The following is a 23684-nucleotide window of genomic DNA, read 5'->3' on the forward strand; positions in this document are numbered from 1 at the left end:
CGAAGGCGTAGCCAAGGGATTCTCGTGGGTGACGTGACCTGGACCTGTGATGGCGTATAGCGAAGACCATATCGCGCTGGCCGCGGAATATGCGCTGGGGACGCTCGACGCCGCCGAGCGCGCGCAGGTCGAGGCCATGATGGCGGTCGACACGGATTTCGCGGCGCTGGTCCAGGCGTGGGAGTTTCGTCTCGGGCCGCTCAACCAGATGGTCGGCCTCGTCGAGCCGCGCCCGGAACTGTGGGAGCGGATCAAGGCGGAGATCGCAAGGTCGGGCGCGAGAGCCGAAGCGCCGCCGCCTGACTCTGGGACCGTCGTGGAGGTTCCGGACGTGGTAATCCAGTCCGAACCACCCGCTCCGGAGGTTGCGCCCGTCGTAGCCGAAGCTCCGGCGCCTGAAGTCCGAACGGAGGCCTCCGAGAAGGACGTCCCGGCTGCGGCGCCGCCGGTGATCGAGCCGGTGCGTCGCGATCAGGCGACTGGCCAGGCCGCGAACGACAACGCCATCGTCGCTCGCCTCTCGTCGAAGGTTCGGCAGTTGCGCACCGTGGCCAATGTGATGACGGCGATCGCCGCCGTGCTGCTCGCGCTGATCGGGGTCCAGCTCTACCGGCCGGATCTGCTGCCGCCGCCGTTGCAGCCCAAGCCGCGGATCCAGACCGTCGAGGTCAAGGTGCCCGCCGCGCCGCAGCCGTCGGCTCAGTTCGTCGCCTTGTTGCAGAAGGACGCGGCCTCGCCGGCTTTCATCCTCACCGTCGATGCCGGCAGCAAGAGCTACACCGTGCGCCGGGTCGGCGCCGCGCCCGAGCCGGGCAAGAGCTTCGAGCTGTGGCTCGTCTCCGACAAGCTGCAGCGCCCGCGCTCGCTCGGCGTGATCGGCGGCAGCGATTTCACCAGCCGTCCCGTTCTCTCGGCCTACGACGCCGACACGGTCAACCGCGCCACCTACGCCGTCACGGTCGAGCCGGAGGGCGGGTCGCCGACGGGGCAGGCGACGGGGCCGATCGTGTTTACCGGCAAGCTGATCGAGACGGTGCCGCCGACGCGCTGATCCAAACGGCAAAAAGAAAACGCCCGTGGGGAGCGGGCGTTTTCGGTAGTCGACTTGGGGTTGGGTCTACTACATATCCACGCGGCCAGTTGGGGGGCTGTGAGAACCGCGTGAATTCCGGAAATTCCAATTAGCGAACCAGCGAAGCTCCCGAACTCGTCACCGCAACCGGCTTGCCGGCCTTGATGACCTTCGCCGTCTGCGTGTAGTTCGGCTCTGCGTTCAGACGTGCCGAGATCCCGAGGCCGGCCACTGCGATGCCAGCCACGAGCGCCACTACCACGATCTTGAGGTGGGTCGTCCGATCCGCGCTGTAAATCGAGTGGTTCATGGAACCCTCCTGCCGCCTTCCGTCCTTCGCTGATTCGTGTGAGCCGGGAGCGTTCCGGTTCATCGTCTCGCCTGTAAGAACGTAGGAAACCTCGATTCCGTTTCGTAGATGGCATCACAAGCGTGTGATAAGGCGTGATGCGTCGCGATCTCAGGTCGATAAAATCAAAATTTTTCATTTAAAATCAGATACTTAAATTGCCGTTCGGTCCGCGGCGGAAAATCCAGCCACCTAACGCAAAATTAAGAAATCAGTTGCCTGTGGCGGTAAAGCACAGGTCGGAGTGCTCTGAAAAGCAGCAAAACCGGCGCGTGGCGTCGGCCCTGCCTTCAAGAACTTCGGACCGACTCGCAGGTTCCGCACTCCTTTTCTCACACGCTCCCGACCGTCTTCAGTCGTGCCCGCGGATGGATCTCGGCCTGCGACAGCACCGTGGTCTGGGCGCGGAAACGTTCGACCAGCGAGCGCACGAACGGCCGGATCGCCGCCGAGGTCACCAGCACCGGCGACTCGCCCTCGCGTGCGGCGCGCTCGAAGGCATCGCGGGTGGCGGTCATGAACTCCGACAGCCGCGACGGCTGCATCGCCAGGCTGCGCTCCTCGCCCTGGCCGATCAGCGACTCGGCAAATGCCTGCTCCCACTTCGCCGACAGCGCGATCAGCGGCAGATAGCCCATCGGCGAGGTGTTCTGGGCGCAGATCTGGCGGGCGAGGCGGGCGCGGACGTGCTCGACGATGGTGGCCGGATTGCGCGAGAAGGCGAGCGCGTCGGCAATGCCTTCCAGGATGGTCGAGAGGTCGCGGATCGAGATCCGCTCCGACAACAGCAATTGCAGCACGCGCTGGATGCCGGAGATCGTGATCTGCGTCGGCACGATGTCCTTGACCAGCTCGCTCTGTTCCTTCGGCAGCTCCTTCAGGAGCTTCTGCACCTCGCCGTAGGAGAGCAGGTCGCTCATATTGGCCTTGAGCAGCTCGGTGAGGTGGGTCGACAGCACCGTTGCCGCGTCCACCACCGTGTAGCCCTTCAGCGTCGCCTCCTCCTTCAGCCCGGCGTCGACCCAGGTGGCGGGCAGGCCGAAGGTCGGCTCCGTCGTGTGGATGCCGGGCACCGCGACCTGGTTGCCGCCGGGATCCATGACCATGAACTGGCTCGGCCAGATCTTGCCGGAGCCCGCGTCGACCTCCTTGATCTTGATGATGTAGGTATTGGCCTCGAGCTGGACGTTGTCGAGGATGCGCACCGACGGCATCACGAAACCCATCTCGATCGCCAGCGAGCGCCTGAGCGCCTTGATCTGGTCCGTCAGCCGGTCGGTGCCGTCGGGCGCGTTGACCAGCGGCAGCAGCGCGTAGCCGAGCTCGATCTTGAGGTCGTCGATCTTGAGCGCGGCGGAGATCGGCTCCTCGGCGGCTGCCGCCGTCGCGGCTGCGGCCGGTGCTGCGGCGGCCGCGGCTTCCTCCGCCTTGATGACCTCCTTCTGCTTGCGGGCCTTGAGCGCGAGCGCAGCGGCACCGCCGCCGAGCGCCAGGAAGGGCAGGGTCGGGATGCCCGGCAGCAGCGCCAGCACCAGCATCACGGCGGCCGACAGGCCGAGCGCCTGCGGGTAGCCGGAGAACTGCTTCATCAGCGCCTTGTCGGCGGCCCCGGTGACGCCGGCCTTGGAGACCAGCAGGCCGGCGGCGGTCGAGACGATCAGCGCCGGCACCTGGGTGACGAGGCCGTCGCCGACCGTCAGCGTGGTGTAGGTGCGGGCGGCCTCGGCAAAACCCAGGCCCTGCTGGGCGACGCCGATGATGATGCCGCCGATGATGTTGATGAACACGACGAGCAGACCGGCGACGGCGTCACCGCGGACGAACTTCGAGGCACCGTCCATGGCGCCGAAGAAGCCGCTTTCGTCCTCGAGCTCCTTGCGCCTGACCTTGGCGACCTTCTCGTCGATCAGGCCGGCGGAGAGATCGGCGTCGATCGCCATCTGCTTGCCGGGCATCGAGTCCAGATGGAAGCGCGCCGCGACCTCGGCGATGCGGCCCGAACCCTTGGTGATGACGACGAAGTTCACCGTCACCAGGATCGCGAACACGATGATGCCGATGACGAAATTGCCGCCCATCACGAAATTGCCGAACGCCTCGATGACGTGTCCGGCCGCATCCGTGCCCTCGTGGCCGCGCGACAGGATCAGCCGGGTCGAGGCCAGGTTCAGCGACAGCCGCAGCATCGTCGAGATCAAGAGGATGGTCGGGAACGACGAGAATTCCAGCGGCGCCTGGATGAACAAGGCGGTCATCAGGATCAGGATCGACAGGGTGATCGAGATCGCCAGGAACAGGTCGAGCACCAGCGAGGGCAGCGGCAGGATCAGCACCACCAGGATGGTGAGGATGCCGAGCGCCAGCGCGATGTCGCCGCGCAGGACTGCTGTCTTGAGGTCCGCGAATGAGAACCCCCCGGCCGGAGATCCGCCCCCCTGACCCGCCGTGACGTCGACCATGGCTTTCGCCCCTTCCCGTGAGCCGCGTTTGCCGGCCCCAAACGACTGCGCGGCGGCCACGGGGCCACCGTTCCGAAACTGAGGTACCGCGCTGGCGTCCACGGAAGCTTTCCCCCGTCAACCGCACCCAACCACGACACGCATCGTCCCACTCGGCAATTTTTGCCCGGTGTATGGTTAGCGTTCGGTTAACGACGGTTAACGAAACGTTGCGGGGAAGCGAGATGTGCGCTCCTGCCGCACGGTTCGGATAAAAGCCGTCCGGGCCTCGTCCTTCGAGACGACCGCCTTCGGCGCTCTCCTCAGGGTGAGGGGCGGGGCTGCGTTGTACGGCTCGAAGCAAGTCGCCTGCTGCGCGCCCTCCGCCATGAGCCTGCCGCGCTTGGACGAAGTGCAGCACCGGTCTCCGAACCAAATCCTCATGGTGAGGAGCCGCGTAGCGGCGTCTCGAACCATGAGGCCCGTGCCGCCGCTCCGCACCGGGACTGCACAAAGGCATCCGTCTCGCAGACATGCGCCATCGTCTCCCGCGGCGCATCGCGCCCGAGTCGTGCATTTGGTCCGCCCCCACACAGAGGAGGGCGCAGGGAAGGCCGGGCGCTGGCCGCGCCCGTGGCCCGCCTGCAGTAAAAAAGCAGGCGGCAGTCACCACAGGTCTGGCCGAAACACCCGGCCTTCCCTGCGCGACGGTTGGAACGGCTTATACGTGGTCTCCCTGGTGCGCCGGGCTTGTTGGCCACCATCACGAGCGCGATGCGCGAGCACCGCCACCTGCTTGATACCAGCGTCGGGGTATCAGGACCGCACGACTTCGCCGTGCGCAACGAACCGTTCGTCCGCGCGGCACGAAGCCACGCTGCGATTCCCTGCGCCCATCGCATCCCACCTCCCACGTCTCGTGACGGTCGCGACACGCCCCTCCGGCGGAAGCAGGACGGGGAGGGTTATACATGATTTCGGAAAAAATGAAAGAAGAAAATTCGGTAAACCAAAAGAATGACGGTGTAGGGCCGCGGCGCGACTTGGCGTCAGCCGGCTGATCGTCGACCGAGTCTCATCCGAGTGAGACCATTGATTGTCGGTCGTCAGTGTGTCCGGCGCTGCTTCAGGACGAAGGCATCATCGATGTAATGCAGTTCTTGTCCATCGAACAACCGCTCATCGTCCCGTGTGACGGCAAGCACGAACGCGAAGCCATCCTCCACGGTGATGTCGTCGATGATGTCGGCCCGATTGTCATAGAAGCCAATGACGACCCGGGATGTCGCGATATCCGGGTTCAAGTCGGCGTCGAGCCACATCACGGCCGGGATCACCTCGGGAAGTCCGTTCTGTCTCTTGAGCGCGTCGACCAGGGCCTCGATTCGACGTCTTGCGCTGGCTGCGATCGAGAATGCAATCTTCATGGTCGAAGCTTAGGCGTCGCTCAGGGCTGGGACAACCAACCTGGCTCGTTCGCTGTGATGTATCGAAATCGAGGAATACACGAATGCGTACGGTTTTTCTACTTTGGCACGCCCGCCCGCTCGATGGTGACGAGACCGAAGACAAGCTCGTCGGCGTCTACAGCAGCGCCGATGAAGCCAATGCTGCCAAAATGCGCAAGCTTCAGTTCGAAGGCTTTCGCGACCATCCTGATGGCTTCTTCGTCAGCGAATACGAAGTTGACAGGGATGCCTGGAGCGAAGGATTCACTGTACGGTAGGCTGGGACTATGCGCGCAAGACCGCCCCGTAATTTCTCGGACGTCATCGTTCGTGACATTTTGTAACAACACCGCGTGCGGCCTTCTTTAAGCAACGCGTGCTGCTATCGTCTGACGACGATGGAGCTCTCGATGTTGCGTTCGACACTTGCGGTTTTGTTAGCTGCCGGCCTGTGGCTGCTGCAGCCCTTCCTTCTTTCATCTGCACTCGCGGGTCCCTTTCTGGAGCGGCTGCAGGCGCGCATGGCGGCGCGCGAGGCCGAGCGCCAAGGCGCACCGGCAACCGAATATGCTTACGGCGCTGATCCGCTGCAGAAGCTCGACTTCTGGCAGGCGAGGGGAGGCGCGCCCGCGCCGCTGGTCGTGTTCGTGCATGGCGGCGGATGGAAGCGGGGCGACAAGCGCAACGCGACCGGAGCCGCGAAGGTCGAGCACATGCTCGCGCAGGGCTACGCCTTCGCCTCGATCGACTACCGGCTGGTGCCGGCCGCGACCGTCGAGCAGCAGGCGGCCGACGTCGCCGCGGCGCTGGCGTGGTTACGTAATAATGCTGGGCGGCTGGGGATCAATCCCGCGCGCATCGTGCTCATGGGCCACAGCGCCGGCGCGCACCTGGTGTCGCTGGTCGGGACTGATCCGCGCTATTTCACGGCAGCCGGATTGTCGCTGCGCGACGTCAGCGGCATCATCGCGCTGGATGGGGCCTGCTACGACGTGGCGCGCCAGCTCGCCGACAGCGGCCGGTTCATGATCGATACCTACATCCAGGCGTTCGGCACCGAGCCTGCGCGCCAGCGCGCGCTTTCGCCGACGCTGCAGGCGGCCAAGCCGAACGCGCCGGCATTCCTGATCCTCCACGTCGACCGCGCCGACGGCAAGGCGCAGTCCGAGGCGCTCGGCGCGGCCCTGATGCAGGCGGGCACGCCGGCCGAGGTCCAGGGCGTCGGCGGCACCGGTCTGCGCGGCCACATGGAGATCAATCGCGAACTCGGCGATCCCAGCCATCCGGCCACTGGGATCGTCGACGCCTGGCTGCGCAGGATGATCGGCACGAAATGACTTTCATCGACTCGTCGCCGCACGGCACGACGGTAACGCTGCCCCCAGCTCGGCGCGGCGCTCCCGTCGATCCGCCCATGGCCCTACAGCCTCACGACAATCTTGCCAAAATGCGATCCGGACCGGAGATGGACATACGCCTCGGGAGCGTCGTCAAAGTCGCAGACGCGATCGACGATCGGATGGATCGCGTATTCGCTCAGGAAGCGATTCATGGCCGTGAAATGTTCGACCGAGCCCACGGTGACGCCGATGATGTCTGCGTTCTCCCATTGCAGGCGGGCGAGATCGGGCTTCGGGCCGAAACCCGTCAAGACGCCGATCTGAACGATCTTGCCGCTCGATGCGACAGAGCGGAGCGAGCGGTCGTAGGTGCCGGGTCCGCCGAGCTCGAGGACATGGCTGGCGCCTTCGCCGTCCGTCGCTTTCATCACCGCGACGTCCCAGTCGGGCGTGTCGCGGTAGTTGATCAGGATCGAGGCGCCGAGCGCCTTCGCGCGGGCGAGCTTCTCATCCGAGGACGAGATGACGATCGCGCGGGCGCCCAGTGCGGCCGCGAACTGCAGGCCGAACAGGGCGACGCCGCCGGTTCCTTGGACCAGCAGCGTGTCGCCTTTGCCCATTCCACCGCGCGTGATGAGGCCGTGCCAGGCGGTCACGCCGGCACAGGGCAGGGTCGCGGCTTCGATCGATGTGAGGTGCTCGGGCACGGCGACCAACGCCGTCGCCGGCAGCACCACGTACTCCGCCAGCATGCCATCCATCGTGCTGCCGCCGAGGGACGACGGAACGTAGCTTGCCTTGAACGGCCCGGAGACCCAATCGCGAAAGAACGATGCGGCCACACGGTCGCCTGGGCGCCATTGATCGACGTCGGAGCCTACCGCATCGACGACTCCTGCACCGTCGGACAGCGGAATGCGGCCGTCGAATCCGCCTTGGCCCGCTCGGTCGAGGATCAGGAGGTCGCGGTAGTTGAGACTTGCCGCCTCGACCCGAATGCGAACCTCGCCGCTGGCGGGTTCGGGTTTGACGAGGTCGGTGCGCACCAGGCGCCCCGCACCTGCGTGGCCATTCAAGTGATAGGCTTTCATCGTTGCTCCCAGCACAAGGGGACTCCACTTGGGCGAGCACGATCTGTAAGGTCTGACAGCGCTGTCAGGGTCAAGAGGTTTTCAGATGAAGATCGGCGAGCTCTCCAGAAGGACGGGGGTCAGCGTCCGGATGCTGCGCTACTATGAGGGCGAAGGCTTGCTTGTGCCGCAACGAACGTCGTCCGGCTATCGCGACTACGGTCCGGCCGACGAGGAAGCCGTGCGCCGGATCAAGGTGCTTGGCTCTGCCGGGATGACGCTGGAGACGATCAAGCAGCTGCTCCCGTGCGTGCGGAACAACCGTCCGGATTTCCAACCTTGCGACAATCTGCGAAGAATACTGGCGCAGCAGGTCGGCCTCATCGATCAACGGATCGAGGCCCTCAGCCAGAGCCGGACCATTCTGGCGGGCTTCATATCGAGCGTGAACTGATCGCCGGCTATCGAATGGCGGACCGTGGGCGACCGGTCGATGGCGTCGCCCTTCGTTCGCCTGCCTAGGAGGACCCGCATGAAGCTCTATTCGTTCTGGCGGTCGCTGGCGAGCTTTCGGGTGCGGATCGCGCTCAACCTGAAAGGCATCGCCTACGAGCAGGTCGCTGTCGATGTCGACCGGCAGCAGCAGCGTGACGAGACCTATGCCGCGCTCAATCCGCAGATGGCGCTGCCGGCGCTGGTGCTCGATGACGGCACGGTGCTGACGCAGTCGCTGGCGATCCTCGATTATCTCGACGAGGCCTGTACAGGCGCGGCGCTGCTCCCTGGCGATGCCAAGGGGCGCGCGCGGGTGAGGGCGCTGGCGGCGATGATCGCCTGCGACGCGCACCCGCTGACCACGCCGCGGGTGCAGCGCTATCTCACCGAGGTGCTGCATGTCGACGCCCCGGCGCGCATGGCCTGGCTCAGGCACTGGGCGACGGAGATGCTGGTCGCGGTCGAGGCCCAGCTCGCCGGCCATGCCGCGACCGGCCGGTTCTGCCACGGCGATGCGCCGACGACGGCCGACATCTGCCTCGCCGGCCACGTCGTCTTCGCGCTCAACCAGGGGATCGATCTCGCTGCGACCCCGACGGTACAGCGCGTCTTCGAAGCCGGGATGGCGCTGCCCGCCTTTGCCGCGGCCCATCCGCTGGCGCAGCCGGATGCGCCGGAGTCGCTGCGACGCAAGCCCGTCGTGACGTAGCTACGCCCGCTATCGCGGCGGCTGATCGCCCTCGCGCTTCATCCAGCCCTGGAACTGCTCGAACAGCGCCTTGGCTTCGGCGTCGCTGAGGCGGCGGCCGCCGGTCGTGGCTCTCGCACTCATCCACTGCTCGAACTGCTGCTTGGTCGCGCTGGCGTCGGTCTCGGGCGGGCGCGTGCTGGCCAGCAGCTCCTCCGCCGCGCGGAAGCGGGTCCAGCCGGGCAGCGAGGAGGCGAGGTTGATCTCGTTCCATTTCGGGTGGAACGGCGGCTGCTTGAACTGGTCGAAGCGCTTGAACAGATACTCCACGAAGCGCGAGACGCGGCGATAGCGCTCGGTCTCCGGCGACCAGTTGTAGACCGCCAGCACCTGCGGCACGCCGATCGTCTCGACCGTCTCGCCGGGCTTGAGCAGATTGGGGTAGTCCTGCGACGTCAGCTTGGTCGGCACATAATAGTCCTGCAGGCTGCGTGCGAACGGGACGGGGAGGAAGTGGAAGCCGGGTTCGGGCTTGAACTTGGCGAACAGGTCGGTCGGCTTGCCGGTGACGTGCACGACGCCGGCGATCTCGCCGGTGCGCATCTTCTCCAGCGCCACCGAATTGTTGATGAACACCTTCTCGGCGCCGATCTTGAGCCGGTCGAAGACGATGCCGCCGGTGAGGTTGGCGGCGCTGCCGACCGTGTTGAACGAGACCTTCTTGCCCTGGAGATCCTCGAGCGTCCTGATCTCGGGGCGGACGTAGACGTGCATCTCGTTGATGTAGAACGAGCAGATGTAGCGGATGCGGTTCTTGATGTTGGCGAGCGTGCCGTTGCGCACGAACTCGTCGAGCACGTCGGCCGATGTGATGGTGACGTCGACGCCGCGCAGATAGAGCAGGTCCTCGATATTGCCGAGCGCGCCGTAGGTGACCATCGGCAGCACGCGCAGGTTCGGCCGGTCGTCGAGCACCTTGGCCATCTCGGCGGCGAAGCGGATGTTGGTGCCTTCGAGCAGGCCGCCGGCGACGCCGACCGTCCACTCATTGGATTCCTGCAGCTTGCCGCCTTCGCCGGCGGCGGCCGCCGTTGCCGATCTCGGCGCACGCGCGGTCTGGGCCTCGGCCGGCAGCAGTGATCCCAGCAGACTCAATCCTGTCGCAACGACGCAACTCAACAACGCGACCCGCATGCCCCAATTCCTCCGTGGCCGGCGGCCCAGCGATGGTGAGGCCGGCAATTTTTTTCGCGCGCATTATCGTCTTGCTCGACGAGCGCGGTCTACTACTCGCCGGTTGGTAGTAGCAGCGCCGCTGCGGAGACGGCGTGTCGCCACCAAAAAGCCATATCCTTGATTTCGCCCTACCCGTGGCGGCGTAGGCGGGATCGCGGCGTGGCCGTGTCGCGCACGGTCAAAATGGCACAGTGGGAACTGTTGCAGCCGCTGGTTGCAGGGTCCGTGGCCGCTGCCGTGATGGATCAGCGGCCCGTGCTCTCCTTCGCGCAATAGGCCTGCCAGAATTGCCGATAGCCGGCCTCGACGCAGCGCGTGTAGTTGGCGACGTCGCCGGCGGGCGAATGCGCGACCTTGTGCGGCAGCTCGGCGCGCAGCCTCGCCAGCAGCTCGGGTTGTGCCGCGAAGGTCTTGGCGATCCGGATATAGCCGTCATCGTCATCGGCGACCCAGTCGGCGAGCCCCGCCGCGGTCAGGATGCCCCCTGCCGCGCGCGAGGCCGCGCCGGCGCCGAGCTTGGCGACGACCGGAACGCCCATGTACAGCGATTCGAAGGTCGAGATGCCGCCGTTCTGCGGGAACGGATCGAGCGAGATGTCGATGCGCTCGTAGGAGCGCAGATGCTCGCTGCGCTCGCTGGCGCCGAGGCAGATCAGGCGCGCTTCCGGGACACCCTGCGTGACGAAGCGGCCGATCAGCCCGTCGCGCACCAGGGGATCGTTGAGCGCGAGATGCTTGATCACGAGCGTGGCGTCCGGCACCTCGCCGAGCAGCCGTGCCCACAGCGCGATCGCCTCGTCGGAGATCTTGTCGATGCGGTTGTAGACGCCGAAGCTGACATGGCCGTTCTGCAGCATCGGCAGCGGCGACGGCGTGATGTCGAGCAGCGGATCGATCGTGATCACCGACGGCAGATCGTGGACGTGCTCGGCAAACAGCGGCCGGACATTCTCGGGCACCGTCACCGGGTCGGCGAAGAAGTAGTCCATCGTGGCAAGGCCGGTGCCGGTGCCGCTGCCCCAGGCCGTGACCTGGATCGGCGCCGGCTTGCGCGCGAACACCGGCATCCGGGTGCCCGTGGTGTAGCCGGAGAGATCGACCAGGATGTCCACGCCGTCGGCCTGGATGCGGTCGGCCAGCTCGTCGTCGGAAAGGTTCGAGGCCTCGACCCAGACGTCGGCGATGGCCTGGAATTTCGCCGTGAAGTCGTCGTGACGCCGCGACGCCGAATAGCAGTTGACCTGCACCTGCGTCTTGTCGTGCCCGCGCAGCACAGGCAGGAAGGCGAAGGCGGCCGAGTGGGTGCGGAAATCGGCCGAGACGTAGCCGACGACGATGCGCCTGTTCGGATCGAGCGATCGCGGTGCGAGCTTGCGGCGCGGGAATTTGGAGCCGACCGCCATCCACCAATACTGCCGCGCCGCCTGCTGGACGGCGAAATCGGCGCCGGAGAGGAAGTCGAGGTAGAAGATCTTCTTGGTGATCGCCTCATCGTAATCGGGCTGCACCGCCAGCGCCTGATCGAATTGCGCGATCGCGCCGGCGACGTCGCCGAGCCGGCCGCGGCAGGCGCCGAGCAGCGTCAGCGCGACCTGGGCCTTCGGATTGGTGTCGAGCACGCGCTTGCAGGCCGCCATGGCCTGGGCGACGTTGCCGTTGAGCATGCAGATCTGCGCCTTGCCCTGCCATCCGACCGGCAGATTCGGGTCGAGCGTGACGGCGCGATCGAAATCGGCCTCGGCCTCGGCGGTGCGCCCGGAGATCATGTAGAGCCGGCCGCGATGCGCCAGCAACTCGGCATGGCCGGGGCGGGCGGCAAGCGCGGCATTGAAGGTCGCTTCCGCCAGCTCGAAATGATGCAGCTCGAGATGCGCGAGGCCCTTGTTGACCATGGCCTCGAAATGCGTCGGGTTCAACGCCAGCGCGCGCTCGGCGCTGGCGGCGGCGGCGTCCCAGCGCCGCAGCATCAGCTCGGCAACGGCGCGGTTGCACCAGCAGTCGACATCGTCCGGCTTCAGCTCGAGGGCGCGCGTGGCGGCGGCGATCGAAGCTTCGCCCTGGCGCAGCCGCAGCAGGGTGATCGCCTGGTTGCGCAGCGTGATCGGCGAATTCGGGCGCAGCGCCAGGGACCGCTCCAGCGCGGCGCGCGCCTCCTCGAACTGCTCGCAATTCAGCAGCGCCCAGCCGAGATTGGACTGCGCATCGGCCGAGTTCGGCTCGAGCGCGACGGCCTGCCGCAAGAAGACGACCGCCTCACCGAAGCGGGCCGACGACACCAGCGAGACGCCGAGCAGATGCATGGCTTCGAAACAGTCGGGCACCTCCTGCAGCAGCTTCGCGCAAAGCGCCTGCGCGTCGGTCTGGCGTCCGGCCTGGAACGCCCTGTACGCCGCCGTCAGCTGCGTCTCGACGAGCTTCTTCTGCTTCTTTTCCTGCCGGGCCTTCTGGAAGGCGCGCGAACCGACGGTGCTCAAAGGCTCATTCTCCGGGCGGACAAGAAAAGGCGAGGATGTCGAACGGCCGCAGCCGTGTCCGCGCAGGCGCCGCGGCCGGCGACCGTGCCGCTGCCATGCCCGGCAGCAGCAGAGCCCAGGGTGTGTCCTGTGGTTGTCCGGTCGCCGGCCACGCGCAACGCGACGCGGCAAAGCTTGCCCGCGGCATGGTTAGCAAATGGTTAACGGCGGCGGCCGGAGCGCCGCCGGGCTCTTGTCGTAACGGGGGTTGCCGAGCGCGAATCTGCATCGATCGCCTTTCAGTGTCGACGGACGCGACTTGCCGTCCCGCGGCGCATGGCGCCCGGGCTGTGCATCAGGTCCGCCCTCGAATCAGGGGAGGGCGCAGGGAAGGCCGGGCGCTGGCCGCGCCCGTGGCCCGCCTGCGAAAAAAATGCAGGCGGCAGGTACCACAGGTCTGGCCGAACACGCCCGGCCTTCCCTGCGCAACGGTTGGAACGGCTTATACGTGGTCTCCCTGGTGCGCCGGGCTTGTTGGCCACCATGCGCGACGAGGCGCTTCAAGCACGCCGCCGCGGGACACCAGCGTCGGGGTGTCAGGACCGCACGATTTCGCCGTGCGCAACGAACCGTTCGTCCGCGCAGCCATAGGCCACGCTGCGATTCCCTGCGCCCATCGCATCCCACCTCCCACGTCTCGTGACGGTCGCGACACGCCCCTCCGGCGGAAGCAGGACGGGGAGAGATATACATGATTTCCGAAAAAATGAAAGAGAAACCTGATTTGCCGAATCGTTTTTTTCCCCGCCAGCGCGTCTTCCGGCAGCGTCACGTTGACACGGACCGCTTTCGGCTGATCGACCGTTGCGGCAATGAGAACGGCAACGCCGGAGCGGTTGTCGACATCGGCCATGATCCGCTCCAGCGATGACGGCTCGGGAATGGCCTTGCCGTCCTCGATGACGCTTTCGATCTGCAGAGCCAGGGTCTCCTCGGCCATGATGCGCGCATCGTCCGGGCTGGTGGCCGCGGTCACGACGCCCGGAAGATCGGAAAAGGACATGCCAAAATGGCTGTCGGCGTCCTTGTGAATCAGACCGATGTCGTGCCGCGTCAGGGGCGCCTCAGCTTCAGTAAGGACTGTTTCTCGATCTCGACTAGAGCAGCTTTTTTCACTCGTCTTTCAGCGGCTGCCTGGTGCTCCGCTCGCGGAGGCCGGGGTTTGTTGTGACGTCGTTGGCGGGGCCGCTGCCGCCGCCGCTCCCATGCTGATCTCACCATTCGGACGCCTGAGCTGCCAGCCCTGCGCCGTGCGCGTCAGGTCCGTCGGCACTTCCTTGCCGATTTCACCCGAGGCCTGCAGCCGAATGCGCGTGTCGCCGATCCAGGTGTCGACCTGGTACTGCTCGAGCCCTTCCGGCTTGTAGCTGCATTCCAGTTTGGGGTTTTCGCCGGTGGCAAACATCCCGATCCGATAGTCGATGCCGCAATTGCCGTCGTCTCGCGGATCGATGGTGACGAAGCGCTTGCCGTTTGGCGCCAGGAAAGGCCCGCTGCCGATCTTGGTCTCGACGCCGGTGCGGCGGTTGACCAGCATCACGTAAGGGCACTCATAAGGCATCACCAACAGCATGTAATGCCGGTCGCCGAGGCGGCCGATCAGCCGGTAGCTGATGCAGCTGGCCTCCGGCCCTTCCGGCTCGCACTCCTTCGCGTCGGTGATGACCTTGGTCTTGCCGTTGGCGAGGCCCAGCGTCAGCTTGCGGCCGTCACGCCTGACCGAACCCGCCATCTCCTTGAGGCAGGCGCTTTCCTCGGGCGATCCATTGTGGATCTCGAGCGGCTGACAGAGTGTGCGCAGGTCATAAAAGCCGGCGCCTGCCCTGGCCGGGCGCGGCGTCAGCGCGGCTGCGAAGGCGCAGCCGCTCAGCGTGAGCACCGCTGCGCGGTGGAATGGTGTGAATTGCATCTGAGATCTTCGGTCGATGTGCAGGTTGCTCTCGCCCAGCCGGAGCTGGACCTCCGTTGCACGTGCCTTCATGTGGATCACGCGCAGCGCGGAGTCCGGCTGATCGCGTTCACTCCGCGCACCCGTCGACCAGCACCAGCCGGCTTGTCGTGGCGCGGTGCCGGATTGCGAACAGGTCCTGGATGGTGGGATCGGCAAGGAAATCCGTCGCGTTCCGGCGCGAGGGGAATTCCAGGATCACCAGTCGCTCCGGCATCCAGTCGCCTTCCACCGGCGTGGGCACCGCGCCCTGAACGATGTAGCGGCCGCCATGCTTCGCGATGAAGGCGGGGATCCGTTCGATGTAGACCTTGAAGGATGCGAAATCGTGAACGGCGAGATCGAGGACCAGATAGGCTTTCATGACGTGCTCCGCGGGGAGCGCGGATCATACGATCAGAATCGAGGCTAAAAAGCGCGGAGTTCAGGGATGATTTCTGAGTGCTGTCGGCCTGTCATTCCGGGACATTCACGTGAGCGCGTGGGCCCGCGCGAATGAGCCCGGAAGCCATAACCACAGGCCGTCGTTGTCCGACAATGTACATGGGCTTGCATCTCGTGCCGTCACGAGCGGTCGTGGCTATGGATTCCGGGCTCGCGCTGTCGCGCGCCCCGGAATGACGACGCGGAGAGTCATGTGCCTGCACACATCGAGCGCATGTGTCCCGCGCCGTTCTACCTGCCTCTCTCGATCTTCGTCACGGTGTAGCCGGCGGAGTCCTCGACGGCCTCGAACTTCACCTTGTCGCCGGGCTTGAGGCCCTTGAGCAAGGCGGCGTCCCTGACGCGATAGACCATGGTCATTGCCTCGTCCATGCCCAGGCTCTTGGCCGGGCCGTGGTGCAGGGTGATCTTGGCATTGGCCTCGTCGACCTTCTTGACGTCGCCGTTGATGGTGTCGGCAGCTAAGGCGGCGGGCAGTGTCAGTGCGGAGGTCAGGACGGTTGCGATGACAAGGCGGGGCAGTCGGGTCATATTTTGGTCTCCTGATATGAACGAGGATGTTTGCGTCACTTCACAGTGACGTGGCCGGTCATGCCGAACTCGCGGTGCGTGGGGATCAGGCAGGAATATTCGAACGTCCCCGGCTTGCTGAACCGCCACAGCAACTCGGCGGACTTGCCGGGCGCGAGACGCGCGCCGTTGGGCTCGTCGTGCTCCATGTGCGGGTGTTTCTTCATGACGGCGGCGTGCTTCAGGTTCTCCTTCTTGGTGGCGAGCAGGAATTCGTGGTCTTCCTTGCCGGTGTTGCGCAGCACGAAGCGGATCTGCTCGCCGCGCTTCACCTCGATGCGCGCCGGCGTGAATTCCATCTCGCTGAGCAGCACCTCGATGGTGCGCGACGGCTGCTTGGGATCGCCGGGCTCGCCGGCGGAGTAGCCGGTCGTTGCCGGCCGATCGTGGCTGCGCGCCGGCGCGGCAACGAGCAGCATGGCCGTAGCCGCCGCGACGCGTGAGATTACGGTCTTCATGTCGAGCTCCTGATCATCTGTCTGTCATGCGTGATCGCGGCGTCATGTTCGTAGTTTGTAGGGCGGATTGGCGCAGCGTCATCCGCCATGTCGCTGCAATCGGCTGTATTGGCGGATTACGCTGGCGCTAATCCGCCCTACTATTCTTGTGCTGCCGCACCGGCTCCGGCGCGCTCGCGACCTCGTAGGCGACGGTGCCTTGCGGGAACTGGTAGGGGCCGGGGTCGCGATAGTCGTCTCGCGCCAGCCCCTCGCGCACCTTCAGCGTCGTGAACATGCCGCCCATCTCGATGGGGCCGAACTGGCCGGTGCCGGTCATCATCGGCAGCGTATTGTCCGGAGCCGGCATCTCCATGGTGCCCATCGCCATGCCGGTGTGGCCCATCACCATGCCGTCGGGCGCGAGCTTGCCCACGGCGGCCGCCAGCTCCTTGCGCGACACGCCGATCAGGTTGCGCATGTCGTGGCCCATCGCGTTCATCGTGTGATGCGACTTGTGGCAATGAAACGCCCAGTCGCCGGGATTGTCGGCGGTGAAGTCGAGCACGCGCACCGCGCCGACAGGCACGTCGGTGGTGGTCTCCGGGAATTGCGCGGCTTCAGGAAGCCAGCCGCCGTCGGTGCCGGTCACCTTGAACTTGTGGCCATGCAGATGGATCGGGTGATTGGTCATGGTGAGATTGCCGATGCGGATGCGCACCTTGTCGCCAAGCCGCACCGGCAGCGGATCGATGCCGGGGAACACGCGGGCGTTCCAGGTCCACATGTTGAAGTCGGTCATCTCGTTGACCTTGGGCAGATAGCCGCCGGGTTCGATGCGATAGGTCGACATCACGAACACGAAGTCACGGTCGACCGGCGGCGGCACCGACCCGCGCGGATGCACGACGATCATGCCCATCATGCCCATGGCCATCTGCACCATCTCGTCGGCATGCGGGTGATACATGAAGGTGCCGGCATGCTTCATCTCGAACTCGTAGACGAAGGTCTTGCCGGGCTTGATGTGCGGCTGCGTCAGGCCGCCGACGCCGTCCATGCCGCAGGGCAGGATCACGCCGTGCCAGTGCACGGTGGTGTATTCCGGCAGCCTGTTGGTGACGAAGATCCGGAGCTTGTCGCCCTCGACCGCCTCGATGGTCGGGCCCGGCGACTGGCCGTTATAGCCCCACAGATGCGTGGTCATGCCGGGCGCGAATTCGCGCGTGACCGGCTCCGCGACGAGATGGAATTCCTTCCAGTCGCCATTCATGCGGAACGGCAGCGACCAGCCGTTGAGCGTCACCACCGGCTGATAGTCAGGCCCCGCTGTGGGATGCCGCGGCGGCTGCATCACCGCCTTGTCCATGGTCGGCGCTTCTGGGATCGCGGCGGCCTGAGCGCGACCGGACACGGCAGAGGCGCCGGCCAGCGCCGCGGATCCGAGCAATGTTCGGCGTGACAACATCCGTGTCTCCTGTCAGTGATCACCGGGCGCCAGCGCGCTCGCGGTCTGTTGTGCGGTGCTCTCGGCCGCTGCCCCGCTCCCGCCCCCGCCGTTGACGGCGGCCGACAGCTCGGCCTCGGCGAGGTAGAAGTCTCTGACCGCATCGATCGCGGCGCGCCGCGAGGCCAGGCGCTGCCGCGCCTCGAGCAGCAGCGCGAAGATGTCGACCTGCATGCTGGAATAGCGCAGCTGCATCTCCTCGCTGATGATCCGACGCAGCGGCAGCACCTCGCGGGCATAGTGGCCGGCGATGTCATAGGCGGCGCGATAGCTGCGATAGGCGTCGCGCGCCTCGGAACGCACCGTGACGGCGCGCTCGGTGAGGCGGTTGAAGGCGATGTTGTAGGTCTCCGCCGCCTGCCGCACCCGCACCTCGCCGCCGTCGAAGATCGGGATCTGGAATTGCACGTCGTAGCCGCGCTCGCGAATGACGCGGCCATCCGCCTCGCCGGTCTTGCGCTCGAGGCCGGCGAGGTCGAGCAGCGTCACGAAGCGGGTCGCTTCGCTGAGCTGCAGCGAGGTCGCGAGCGCCGTGAGCTCGAGCCGCGCGATCTGCAGGTCGATGCGATGCGCGACCGCGTCGCGCTCGACGAACGGCTCGGTCAGCGGCCGCCGCGGCAGCACGGGCAGCCTGTTGGGCAGGCGGAAGTCGAGGTCGTCGCCCCACAGGCCCATCAGCCGGATCAACCGTTCGCGCGCGCTTCCCGCGGCGCGGCGGGCGGTCGCAAGCTCGGCCGTGGTCTCGGCGTAGAACACCTGCTCGCGCGCCTGGTCGAGCCGGTTCAGCGCGCCGGTCTCGCCGAGTTTTGCGGCCAGCTTTGCGGTGGCTTCCGCGGCGGATTGCGCCTCGACGAGCAGCGCCACCAGCTCGTTGGCGGCGACGACGCGCACGTAAGCGCGACGAACCTCCGCGGCGAGCCGCAGCGTCGCCAGCGCCGCCCTGAGCTGCGCCTGGTGGAAGCGCTCGCGCGCGATCTCCGAACGCAGCGGCAGGGTCGCGAGCGCCAGGATATCGCCGGCGACCTGGCGCTCGGCCTCGAACGCACCGTCGCCGCTGATGCGCATCAGCGAGAACGTCGGGTTGGGCGGCAGGCTGGCCTCGACCGCATCGGCCTCGCTGAGCGCCAGCTGATGGAAGGCGGCCTGAAGGCCCTTGTTGTTGAACAGCGCGACCTGCACGGCGGCATCGGCCGACAGCGGCCGCGCCAGCAGTTTTCGCGTGGCGTCGCGCATCCGCGCGGCGTCGTCGCCGGTTCTGATCGAGGCGACCTCCTTGGCCGTGGTGCGCCCGGTGATGTCGGCGACGACGCTCATGCCGCCGTCGGGCGAGAACGAGGCGCAGCCGGCGAGCGCCGTCGCGGCCACCAGTGCCGCAAGTCTTCGGATCTCCTGCATCGCGCGCTCCTAGCGGCTCGGTTCGGAGCGCGGGGCGCTGGACCGGCCCCAACCCGTGGGGGCGGCGGGCCGCAGCGAGGTGTAGGGCGCGATCACGGCCGAGGTCCGCACCGGCGTCACGCGCGCTGAGGGATCGGCGGGGTCGGCCCCCGACAGCGCCACCGTGCGCGGCTGGCAGGCGGCGAGCGCCGTCGCGGCGACCAGTGTCGCGGCGATCGAGAGACATGAGAATGGCAGGCTGCGCCGCGCCGGACGTGCGGCTGCGGGCGTCGCCTTGAGGTGCGACAACATGATGTGTCCTTTGGTCTGTCGATGACAAGCAAACGGCCGCGCGCGCGAGGCGCGACGAGCCGGCGTCGTTCGCTCAGGCCAGGACGATAGGGGGGCGGTACAGCAGCGGCGGCGTACGCCCGGGCAGCCCGGCGTCGCCGCTGGCCTCGCTGGCGGTGGCGACCGGCGCCGGCAGCGCGACCGCCGGCAAGGCGGCGGTGAGGCCGACCGCGCACATCATGGCGCAGCACGGGCCGGGCAGCTTGTCGTGGTCGTGGTGCGCCGGGAACGGGGCCGGGTCAGGCTGCGTCTGCAGGCTGGCAGCCGCGACCTGGTCATCATGATGATGATGCGCATGTGCCGCATGTCTCTGCGGCATCATCGCGCCGTCGCTGCTCTCATGCGGCGCAGTGTGATGGTGCGAGACCGCGACGGCAACGAAGGCTTCGTCGAGACAGGGCGCCGCGCCATGGGCGAAGGCCAGCGTGACGCCCGGGCTGAGCACGCAGACGAGGTAAGCGAGCACGAGCAACCGCCCCGCCACCATCAACATGTTCCGTGTCAGGCCCAACGACATCCGCGCGCAAATCGCTCCGTTCGGGGTGCATTGTAGCGCAGGCGGCGCCGGGCGGCAAAGGGGGCAGGACACCTGATCCACTCTCCACGCTGCTGGCGCCGCTTTGGCTACAATTCGCGCCACTCGCCCTTTTTGGGACGCTGGCGCCGAGCGCTCGGTGTACCTCGCCCCGCCAGGGCGAAGCGCAGCTTCGCTAAGGCGGGGAGAGGTCGGATTGCATCGTCAGATGCAATCCGGGTGAGGGGGGCTCTCCGCGCGGTCGGTGCCCGCGTGTGTGCCCCACTCACACTTCCCGTGTGGCTGCCCCTCACCCCAACCCTCTCCCGTAAGAACGGGGAGAGGGAGCGCACCGCGCGTGACGCGCTAGCTTGCCCACATTCAAGACGATTGCTCCCTCATCACCTCGTGCGGAACGGCAGTTCGCAAATGCGCGCACACGCGCACGCCTTAAGGCCCGCTTTGTTGCGCTGCTTCTGCATGGGCCGTGCCGCAGCAATGTGGCTTGACCCCGCGGCATGCGGCGACGAAGTTGCGGCCATCGTGCACGGACCCCAGACAAGATTCGAGGAAGCGCCTCACTTCACACCGGACTCGCGCCAGGCCTGGGCGCGGCTGGCGCTTGCGCTCGTCATTGGTTCCATCGGCGGCGCTGGGATGTGGACCGTCGTCGTCGTGCTGCCGACCGTGCAGGCCGAATATGCCGCCAGCCGCGGCGCGGTCTCGCTGGCCTATACGCTGACGATGTTCGGCTTCGGTCTTGGCGGCGTCATCGTCGGCCGCATCACCGACCGCTTCGGCATCGTCACCGCGATGGCGCTGAGTATCGCCACCACCACGGCGGCCTACCTGCTTGCCGGCGCCTCGGTGACCTTGTGGCAGTTCCAGGCGGTGTATTTCCTGATCGGGCTCGGCTCCTCCGTCACCTTCGCGCCGCTGATGGCCGAGGCCTCGCACTGGTTCGAGCGCTATCGCGGGCTGGCCGTCACCATCGTCGCCTCCGGCAATTACGTCGCCGGCACGGTGTGGCCGCCGCTGGTAAACTACGGCGTGCAGCAGATCGGCTGGCGCGCCACCCATGTCGCGCTCGGCATCTTCTGTGCGGTGACGATGTCAGCGCTGCTGCTGGTGTTGCGCGCGCGGATGGGCGGCGCCGGCGCGCATGACCACAGCCAGGCGCCGCCGCCGCAGTTGAGCCTGCCGATCTCCACCAATGCGCTGACCGTGCTGCTCAGCATCGCCGCGATCGCCTGCTGTGTCGCGATGGCGATGCCGCAGGTGCACATCGTCGCCTATTGCGGCGATCTCGGCTATGGCGTCGCCGTCGGCGCGCAGATGCTGTCCTTGATGATGGCGCTCGGCATCGTCAGCCGGATCGGCTCGGGCTTCCTCGCCGACCGCGTCGGCGGCATGCGCACGCTCCTGATCGGCTCGCTGGCGCAGGGTTTTGCGCTGCTGTTCTATCTGTTCTTCGACGGCCTCACGTCGCTCTATCTCATCTCCGGCATGTTCGGCCTGTTCCAGGGCGGCATCGTGCCGAGCTACGCCATCATCGTGCGCGAGGCGATGCCGGCGCGCGAGGCCGCGACCCGGGTCGGCATCGTCATCTTCGCCTCGGTGTTCGGCATGTCGTTCGGCGGCTGGGTGTCGGGCGTGATCTTCGACGCCACCGGCTCCTATGCGGCAGCCTTCGCCAATGGCATTGCCTGGAATGCCCTCAACCTCGCAATCGTGGTGACGCTGCTGATCCTGGCACGAAGGCAACACCGGCTGGCAGCCTGATCCGACCGGCGTTGCGCCGTGGCCACAGTTGGACCTGCATCGCCGGGTTATATGCACCTCGTCATACAAAATCCCGCCGGGCGCCGCAAATCCATCGAATCCGATCACGCAACTATGATCTCGATCGAAGCCGATCGGGACCATTTGGCCCGCGTGCTTCGCATCGCGAAGTGAATTTGTCGCGAGGTCTCAGCCGAGGCCGCGGTCGCCCGTCGCATGCCCGGAGCTAGGCAGCGTCGAGGTGAAAGCTCCGGACCGGTCGAGATCGCTGCGGCGGCATCGCGATGGTGCAGGAGGCCGTTGCGCTATGTCCATCGTTTCACGTGCTGCTTCGCTCCCATTGCTCGCTGCGCTCGCAGTCGGACTGATGATGGGCCATGCCTCGGGGCAGGCGTGGCCCCAGCTGCAATCCCAGCCACAGCCGCCGCCACAGCGTCCGGCGGCGACCCGCTCCATCATCGTGCCGGTCTCGCCCGCTCCCGCCCGGCCCAACGCCGCGGCCCCGGCGCCGCCCCGTCCCGCCGGACTGCCGGCGTCGCTGTCGCCGGCTCCGGGCAGCGGGCCCGATGTGTGGCGTCTGCCCAACCCGACCGATGTCAATGACGGCACCGTCACCATCATCACCGCACCGGCCGGCGGCGCGACCTCGGTGTTCGGCTCGGACATGGCGCGCGTGCTGGACGACCACACCAATGTCCGCGTGCTGCCCGTGCTCGGCAAGGGGCCGGTGCGCAACGTCTCCGACATCCTGTTCCTGAAGAGCATCGACATGGGCGCGGTCGCCGCCGACGTGCCCGAATTCTACCGCCTGCAATACGGCATCCCGGACATCACCTCGCAGCTGCGCTACATCGCGCGGCTGTATCACAACGAGATCCACGTCATCGCGCGTTCGTCCATCCGCTCGATCTTCGATCTCAACGGCAAGCGCATCATCGCGCCGACCGATGTGGGATTCTATTCCGCGCGCGTGATCTTCAACCGGCTCGGCATGACGGCTTCGTTCGACTACGCGACCGACGATGCGAAATCGATCCAGAAGCTGATCGACGGCGAGGCCGATGCCTACATCGTCTCGACCGGCAAGGTCTTCCAACTCGCCCGCAACATCCGGAACGAGAACCGCGCGCTGCACCTGGTGACGATTCCCTATGACCGCCGGCTGCAGGATCTCTATCTGCCGACGACGCTGGCGTCGGAGGAATATCCGAACCTGCTCAATCCCGGCGAGACGATCGAGACGGTGGCGATCGGCATGCTCCTCGTCAGCTACAACTGGCCGGAGAATACCGAGCGCTACCGCAAGGTGGCGCGCTTCGTCGAGGCGTTCTTCGCCAACTTCGACGAGTTCATGAAGCCGCCGCGCCATCCGAAATGGCGGGAGTCGAGCATCGTCGCCACGATCCCCGGCTGGAAGCGCTTCAAGGCCGCCGATGACTGGCTGGTCGCGCGCAACATGACGCCGCGGCCGCAGGTCGCCGACGTCCAGCAGCAGCAGTTCGAAACCTTCGTGCGCCAGAGCGGCGGACAATTGTCGAGCGACCCGGCCGAGCGTAGCGCATTGTTCCGGCAATTCCTGCAATGGCGCCAGCAGCATGGCGGCCCGCCGACGCCGACGCGTTGAATGCGCGCATCGCATTCAGACCGATTGACCGGTCTTCAACAGTGAGCAGCCGGTGATCTTGAGGCTGCCGTCGGGCTGGGTCTGCAGCGTGTAGAGCGCTTCCCAGGCCTCGCCATCGGCATCGACGATGTGGACGCGCTGCGCGATGGTGCCATCCTCCGCTTGCGATGCTCCGAATTCGAAGCTGCGGTGCCGGTAGACCGGCGCATAGCCCTCGCGCACCATCGCCATGAAGATCTCGATGCTGGGAAACAGCGCCTGGACTTCAGGGGCGGCCTGCGCATAGGCCGTGGCCCCGTCGTCGCGGGCCAACGCCTGCTCCTGCGCACGAATGACGCTCTGGGCGGCGGTGACGTCGTTGCCGGCGAAGGCCGGCGTCCCCAGCAGGCAGAGACAGACAAGCCAGGCTGAAACGCGCATCGCTCTTGCTCCGTGACGGCGGTCGTGAGAGGCAGATCAGACGAGCGGCGCGGCCCGGTCGATC

General features: G+C 66.5%; 22 protein-coding genes and 1 pseudogene. 7 read left to right on the forward strand and 16 right to left on the reverse strand.

The genetic code is table 11. The annotated features are described in order from the left end of the window. Positions 1–49 precede the first annotated feature (49 nt). On the forward strand, positions 50–1051 hold the full coding sequence (locus QXZ94_RS31770) for an anti-sigma factor domain-containing protein (RefSeq protein ID WP_315725079.1): 1002 nt from the start codon (positions 50–52) through the stop codon (positions 1049–1051). A gap of 130 nt (positions 1052–1181) precedes the next feature. Here the strand turns inward: QXZ94_RS31770 and QXZ94_RS31775 are convergent, their stop codons facing one another. The 3 genes from QXZ94_RS31775 to QXZ94_RS31785 form a co-directional block, all read right to left on the reverse strand. After that, positions 1182–1382 (reverse strand): hypothetical protein, encoded by a 201-nt coding sequence (locus tag QXZ94_RS31775; protein WP_315725082.1) that lies wholly within the window; start codon positions 1380–1382, stop codon positions 1182–1184. 371 nt (positions 1383–1753) lie between these two features. Beyond that, positions 1754–3880, reverse strand: coding sequence for a flagellar biosynthesis protein FlhA (gene flhA / locus QXZ94_RS31780; RefSeq protein ID WP_315725084.1), 2127 nt, complete (start codon positions 3878–3880; stop codon positions 1754–1756). Positions 3881–4965: 1085 nt separating this feature from the next. Then, on the reverse strand, positions 4966–5286 hold the full coding sequence (locus tag QXZ94_RS31785; protein WP_009027856.1) for a hypothetical protein: 321 nt from the start codon (positions 5284–5286) through the stop codon (positions 4966–4968). An 83-nt stretch (positions 5287–5369) separates the two neighbouring features. Here QXZ94_RS31785 and QXZ94_RS31790 point away from each other — a divergent pair, with 83 nt between their 5' ends. Continuing rightward, positions 5370–5585 carry a hypothetical protein gene (locus QXZ94_RS31790; protein ID WP_315725087.1) on the forward strand — a complete coding sequence of 72 codons (216 nt, stop codon included), beginning with the start codon at positions 5370–5372 and terminating at the stop codon, positions 5583–5585. A gap of 132 nt (positions 5586–5717) precedes the next feature. Next, positions 5718–6644, forward strand: coding sequence for an alpha/beta hydrolase (locus QXZ94_RS31795; protein ID WP_315725089.1), 927 nt, complete (start codon positions 5718–5720; stop codon positions 6642–6644). Positions 6645–6727: 83 nt separating this feature from the next. Here QXZ94_RS31795 and QXZ94_RS31800 read toward each other — a convergent pair whose 3' ends face one another. Beyond that, the gene (locus QXZ94_RS31800) at positions 6728–7738 is read right to left on the reverse strand and encodes an NAD(P)-dependent alcohol dehydrogenase (RefSeq protein WP_315725091.1); all 1011 of its coding nucleotides are present in this window, start codon (positions 7736–7738) and stop codon (positions 6728–6730) included. Between the two features lie 85 nt (positions 7739–7823). Between QXZ94_RS31800 and QXZ94_RS31805 the strand changes: the two genes are divergently transcribed. Together QXZ94_RS31805 and maiA are read left to right on the forward strand one after the other, a co-directional pair. After that, positions 7824–8171, forward strand: coding sequence for a MerR family transcriptional regulator (locus tag QXZ94_RS31805; RefSeq protein WP_172114587.1), 348 nt, complete (start codon positions 7824–7826; stop codon positions 8169–8171). A 78-nt stretch (positions 8172–8249) separates the two neighbouring features. Beyond that, complete coding sequence (maiA, locus tag QXZ94_RS31810) at positions 8250–8921, forward strand: maleylacetoacetate isomerase (protein WP_315725093.1); 672 nt, start codon at positions 8250–8252, stop codon at positions 8919–8921. 9 nt (positions 8922–8930) lie between these two features. On the opposite strand, the gene QXZ94_RS31815 is transcribed toward maiA, so the two are convergent. The 11 genes and pseudogenes from QXZ94_RS31815 to QXZ94_RS31865 all read right to left on the reverse strand — a co-directional run bounded on the left by QXZ94_RS31815 (position 8931) and on the right by QXZ94_RS31865 (position 19773). Further along, positions 8931–10094: a TAXI family TRAP transporter solute-binding subunit gene (locus tag QXZ94_RS31815; protein WP_315725095.1), complete on the reverse strand. Its 1164-nt coding sequence runs from the start codon at positions 10092–10094 to the stop codon at positions 8931–8933. Between the two features lie 287 nt (positions 10095–10381). Beyond that, a complete protein-coding gene (locus QXZ94_RS31820) occupies positions 10382–12610 on the reverse strand; it encodes a tetratricopeptide repeat protein (protein WP_315725097.1) in 2229 nt (742 codons plus the stop codon). 787 nt (positions 12611–13397) lie between these two features. After that, positions 13398–13706: pseudogene (locus QXZ94_RS31825) on the reverse strand (type II toxin-antitoxin system HicB family antitoxin); the annotation flags it as partial. 66 nt (positions 13707–13772) lie between these two features. Further along, positions 13773–14558 carry a hypothetical protein gene (locus QXZ94_RS31830; RefSeq protein ID WP_315725099.1) on the reverse strand — a complete coding sequence of 262 codons (786 nt, stop codon included), beginning with the start codon at positions 14556–14558 and terminating at the stop codon, positions 13773–13775. A gap of 109 nt (positions 14559–14667) precedes the next feature. Beyond that, entirely contained in the window at positions 14668–14961 is a 294-nt protein-coding gene (locus QXZ94_RS31835) for a DUF1330 domain-containing protein (protein WP_172114597.1), read from the reverse strand. A gap of 311 nt (positions 14962–15272) precedes the next feature. Then, positions 15273–15572 carry a copper-binding protein gene (locus tag QXZ94_RS31840; protein WP_315725101.1) on the reverse strand — a complete coding sequence of 100 codons (300 nt, stop codon included), beginning with the start codon at positions 15570–15572 and terminating at the stop codon, positions 15273–15275. 35 nt (positions 15573–15607) lie between these two features. Then, positions 15608–16069: a cupredoxin family protein gene (locus QXZ94_RS31845; protein WP_315725103.1), complete on the reverse strand. Its 462-nt coding sequence runs from the start codon at positions 16067–16069 to the stop codon at positions 15608–15610. Between the two features lie 127 nt (positions 16070–16196). Further along, a complete protein-coding gene (locus QXZ94_RS31850; protein ID WP_315725105.1) occupies positions 16197–17516 on the reverse strand; it encodes a copper oxidase in 1320 nt (439 codons plus the stop codon). 12 nt (positions 17517–17528) lie between these two features. Continuing rightward, positions 17529–18950 carry a TolC family protein gene (locus QXZ94_RS31855; RefSeq protein ID WP_315725107.1) on the reverse strand — a complete coding sequence of 474 codons (1422 nt, stop codon included), beginning with the start codon at positions 18948–18950 and terminating at the stop codon, positions 17529–17531. 9 nt (positions 18951–18959) lie between these two features. Then, positions 18960–19241, reverse strand: coding sequence for a hypothetical protein (locus QXZ94_RS31860; protein ID WP_315725109.1), 282 nt, complete (start codon positions 19239–19241; stop codon positions 18960–18962). A 73-nt stretch (positions 19242–19314) separates the two neighbouring features. Then, the gene (locus QXZ94_RS31865; RefSeq protein ID WP_315725111.1) at positions 19315–19773 is read right to left on the reverse strand and encodes a hypothetical protein; all 459 of its coding nucleotides are present in this window, start codon (positions 19771–19773) and stop codon (positions 19315–19317) included. A 564-nt stretch (positions 19774–20337) separates the two neighbouring features. On the opposite strand from QXZ94_RS31865, the gene QXZ94_RS31870 reads away from it, so the two are divergent. Both QXZ94_RS31870 and QXZ94_RS31875 read left to right on the forward strand, forming a co-directional pair. After that, positions 20338–21576, forward strand: coding sequence for an MFS transporter (locus tag QXZ94_RS31870; protein ID WP_315725113.1), 1239 nt, complete (start codon positions 20338–20340; stop codon positions 21574–21576). Positions 21577–21883: 307 nt separating this feature from the next. Beyond that, positions 21884–23200, forward strand: coding sequence for a TAXI family TRAP transporter solute-binding subunit (locus QXZ94_RS31875; protein WP_315725115.1), 1317 nt, complete (start codon positions 21884–21886; stop codon positions 23198–23200). A gap of 15 nt (positions 23201–23215) precedes the next feature. Here the strand turns inward: QXZ94_RS31875 and QXZ94_RS31880 are convergent, their stop codons facing one another. Further along, a complete protein-coding gene (locus QXZ94_RS31880) occupies positions 23216–23620 on the reverse strand; it encodes a DUF4864 domain-containing protein (RefSeq protein WP_315725117.1) in 405 nt (134 codons plus the stop codon). Positions 23621–23684: the final 64 nt, after the last annotated feature.

It is taken from the genome of Bradyrhizobium sp. SZCCHNS2022 (assembly GCF_032377575.1).
Lineage (GTDB): Bacteria > Pseudomonadota > Alphaproteobacteria > Rhizobiales > Xanthobacteraceae > Bradyrhizobium > Bradyrhizobium aeschynomenes.

Bases quoted from the DNA above. Each gene is read 5' to 3' on its own strand.
- QXZ94_RS31770 (WP_315725079.1), top strand. From the start codon at position 50: ATGGCGTATAGCGAAGACCATATCGCGCTGGCCGCGGAATATGCGCTG.
- QXZ94_RS31775 (WP_315725082.1), bottom strand. From the start codon at position 1,382: ATGAACCACTCGATTTACAGCGCGGATCGGACGACCCACCTCAAGATC.
- flhA (WP_315725084.1), bottom strand. From the start codon at position 3,880: ATGGTCGACGTCACGGCGGGTCAGGGGGGCGGATCTCCGGCCGGGGGG.
- QXZ94_RS31785 (WP_009027856.1), bottom strand. From the start codon at position 5,286: ATGAAGATTGCATTCTCGATCGCAGCCAGCGCAAGACGTCGAATCGAG.
- QXZ94_RS31790 (WP_315725087.1), top strand. From the start codon at position 5,370: ATGCGTACGGTTTTTCTACTTTGGCACGCCCGCCCGCTCGATGGTGAC.
- QXZ94_RS31795 (WP_315725089.1), top strand. From the start codon at position 5,718: ATGTTGCGTTCGACACTTGCGGTTTTGTTAGCTGCCGGCCTGTGGCTG.
- QXZ94_RS31800 (WP_315725091.1), bottom strand. From the start codon at position 7,738: ATGAAAGCCTATCACTTGAATGGCCACGCAGGTGCGGGGCGCCTGGTG.
- QXZ94_RS31805 (WP_172114587.1), top strand. From the start codon at position 7,824: ATGAAGATCGGCGAGCTCTCCAGAAGGACGGGGGTCAGCGTCCGGATG.
- maiA (WP_315725093.1), top strand. From the start codon at position 8,250: ATGAAGCTCTATTCGTTCTGGCGGTCGCTGGCGAGCTTTCGGGTGCGG.
- QXZ94_RS31815 (WP_315725095.1), bottom strand. From the start codon at position 10,094: ATGCGGGTCGCGTTGTTGAGTTGCGTCGTTGCGACAGGATTGAGTCTG.
- QXZ94_RS31830 (WP_315725099.1), bottom strand. From the start codon at position 14,558: ATGCAATTCACACCATTCCACCGCGCAGCGGTGCTCACGCTGAGCGGC.
- QXZ94_RS31835 (WP_172114597.1), bottom strand. From the start codon at position 14,961: ATGAAAGCCTATCTGGTCCTCGATCTCGCCGTTCACGATTTCGCATCC.
- QXZ94_RS31840 (WP_315725101.1), bottom strand. From the start codon at position 15,572: ATGACCCGACTGCCCCGCCTTGTCATCGCAACCGTCCTGACCTCCGCA.
- QXZ94_RS31845 (WP_315725103.1), bottom strand. From the start codon at position 16,069: ATGAAGACCGTAATCTCACGCGTCGCGGCGGCTACGGCCATGCTGCTC.
- QXZ94_RS31850 (WP_315725105.1), bottom strand. From the start codon at position 17,516: ATGTTGTCACGCCGAACATTGCTCGGATCCGCGGCGCTGGCCGGCGCC.
- QXZ94_RS31855 (WP_315725107.1), bottom strand. From the start codon at position 18,950: ATGCAGGAGATCCGAAGACTTGCGGCACTGGTGGCCGCGACGGCGCTC.
- QXZ94_RS31860 (WP_315725109.1), bottom strand. From the start codon at position 19,241: ATGTTGTCGCACCTCAAGGCGACGCCCGCAGCCGCACGTCCGGCGCGG.
- QXZ94_RS31865 (WP_315725111.1), bottom strand. From the start codon at position 19,773: ATGTTGATGGTGGCGGGGCGGTTGCTCGTGCTCGCTTACCTCGTCTGC.
- QXZ94_RS31875 (WP_315725115.1), top strand. From the start codon at position 21,884: ATGTCCATCGTTTCACGTGCTGCTTCGCTCCCATTGCTCGCTGCGCTC.
- QXZ94_RS31880 (WP_315725117.1), bottom strand. From the start codon at position 23,620: ATGCGCGTTTCAGCCTGGCTTGTCTGTCTCTGCCTGCTGGGGACGCCG.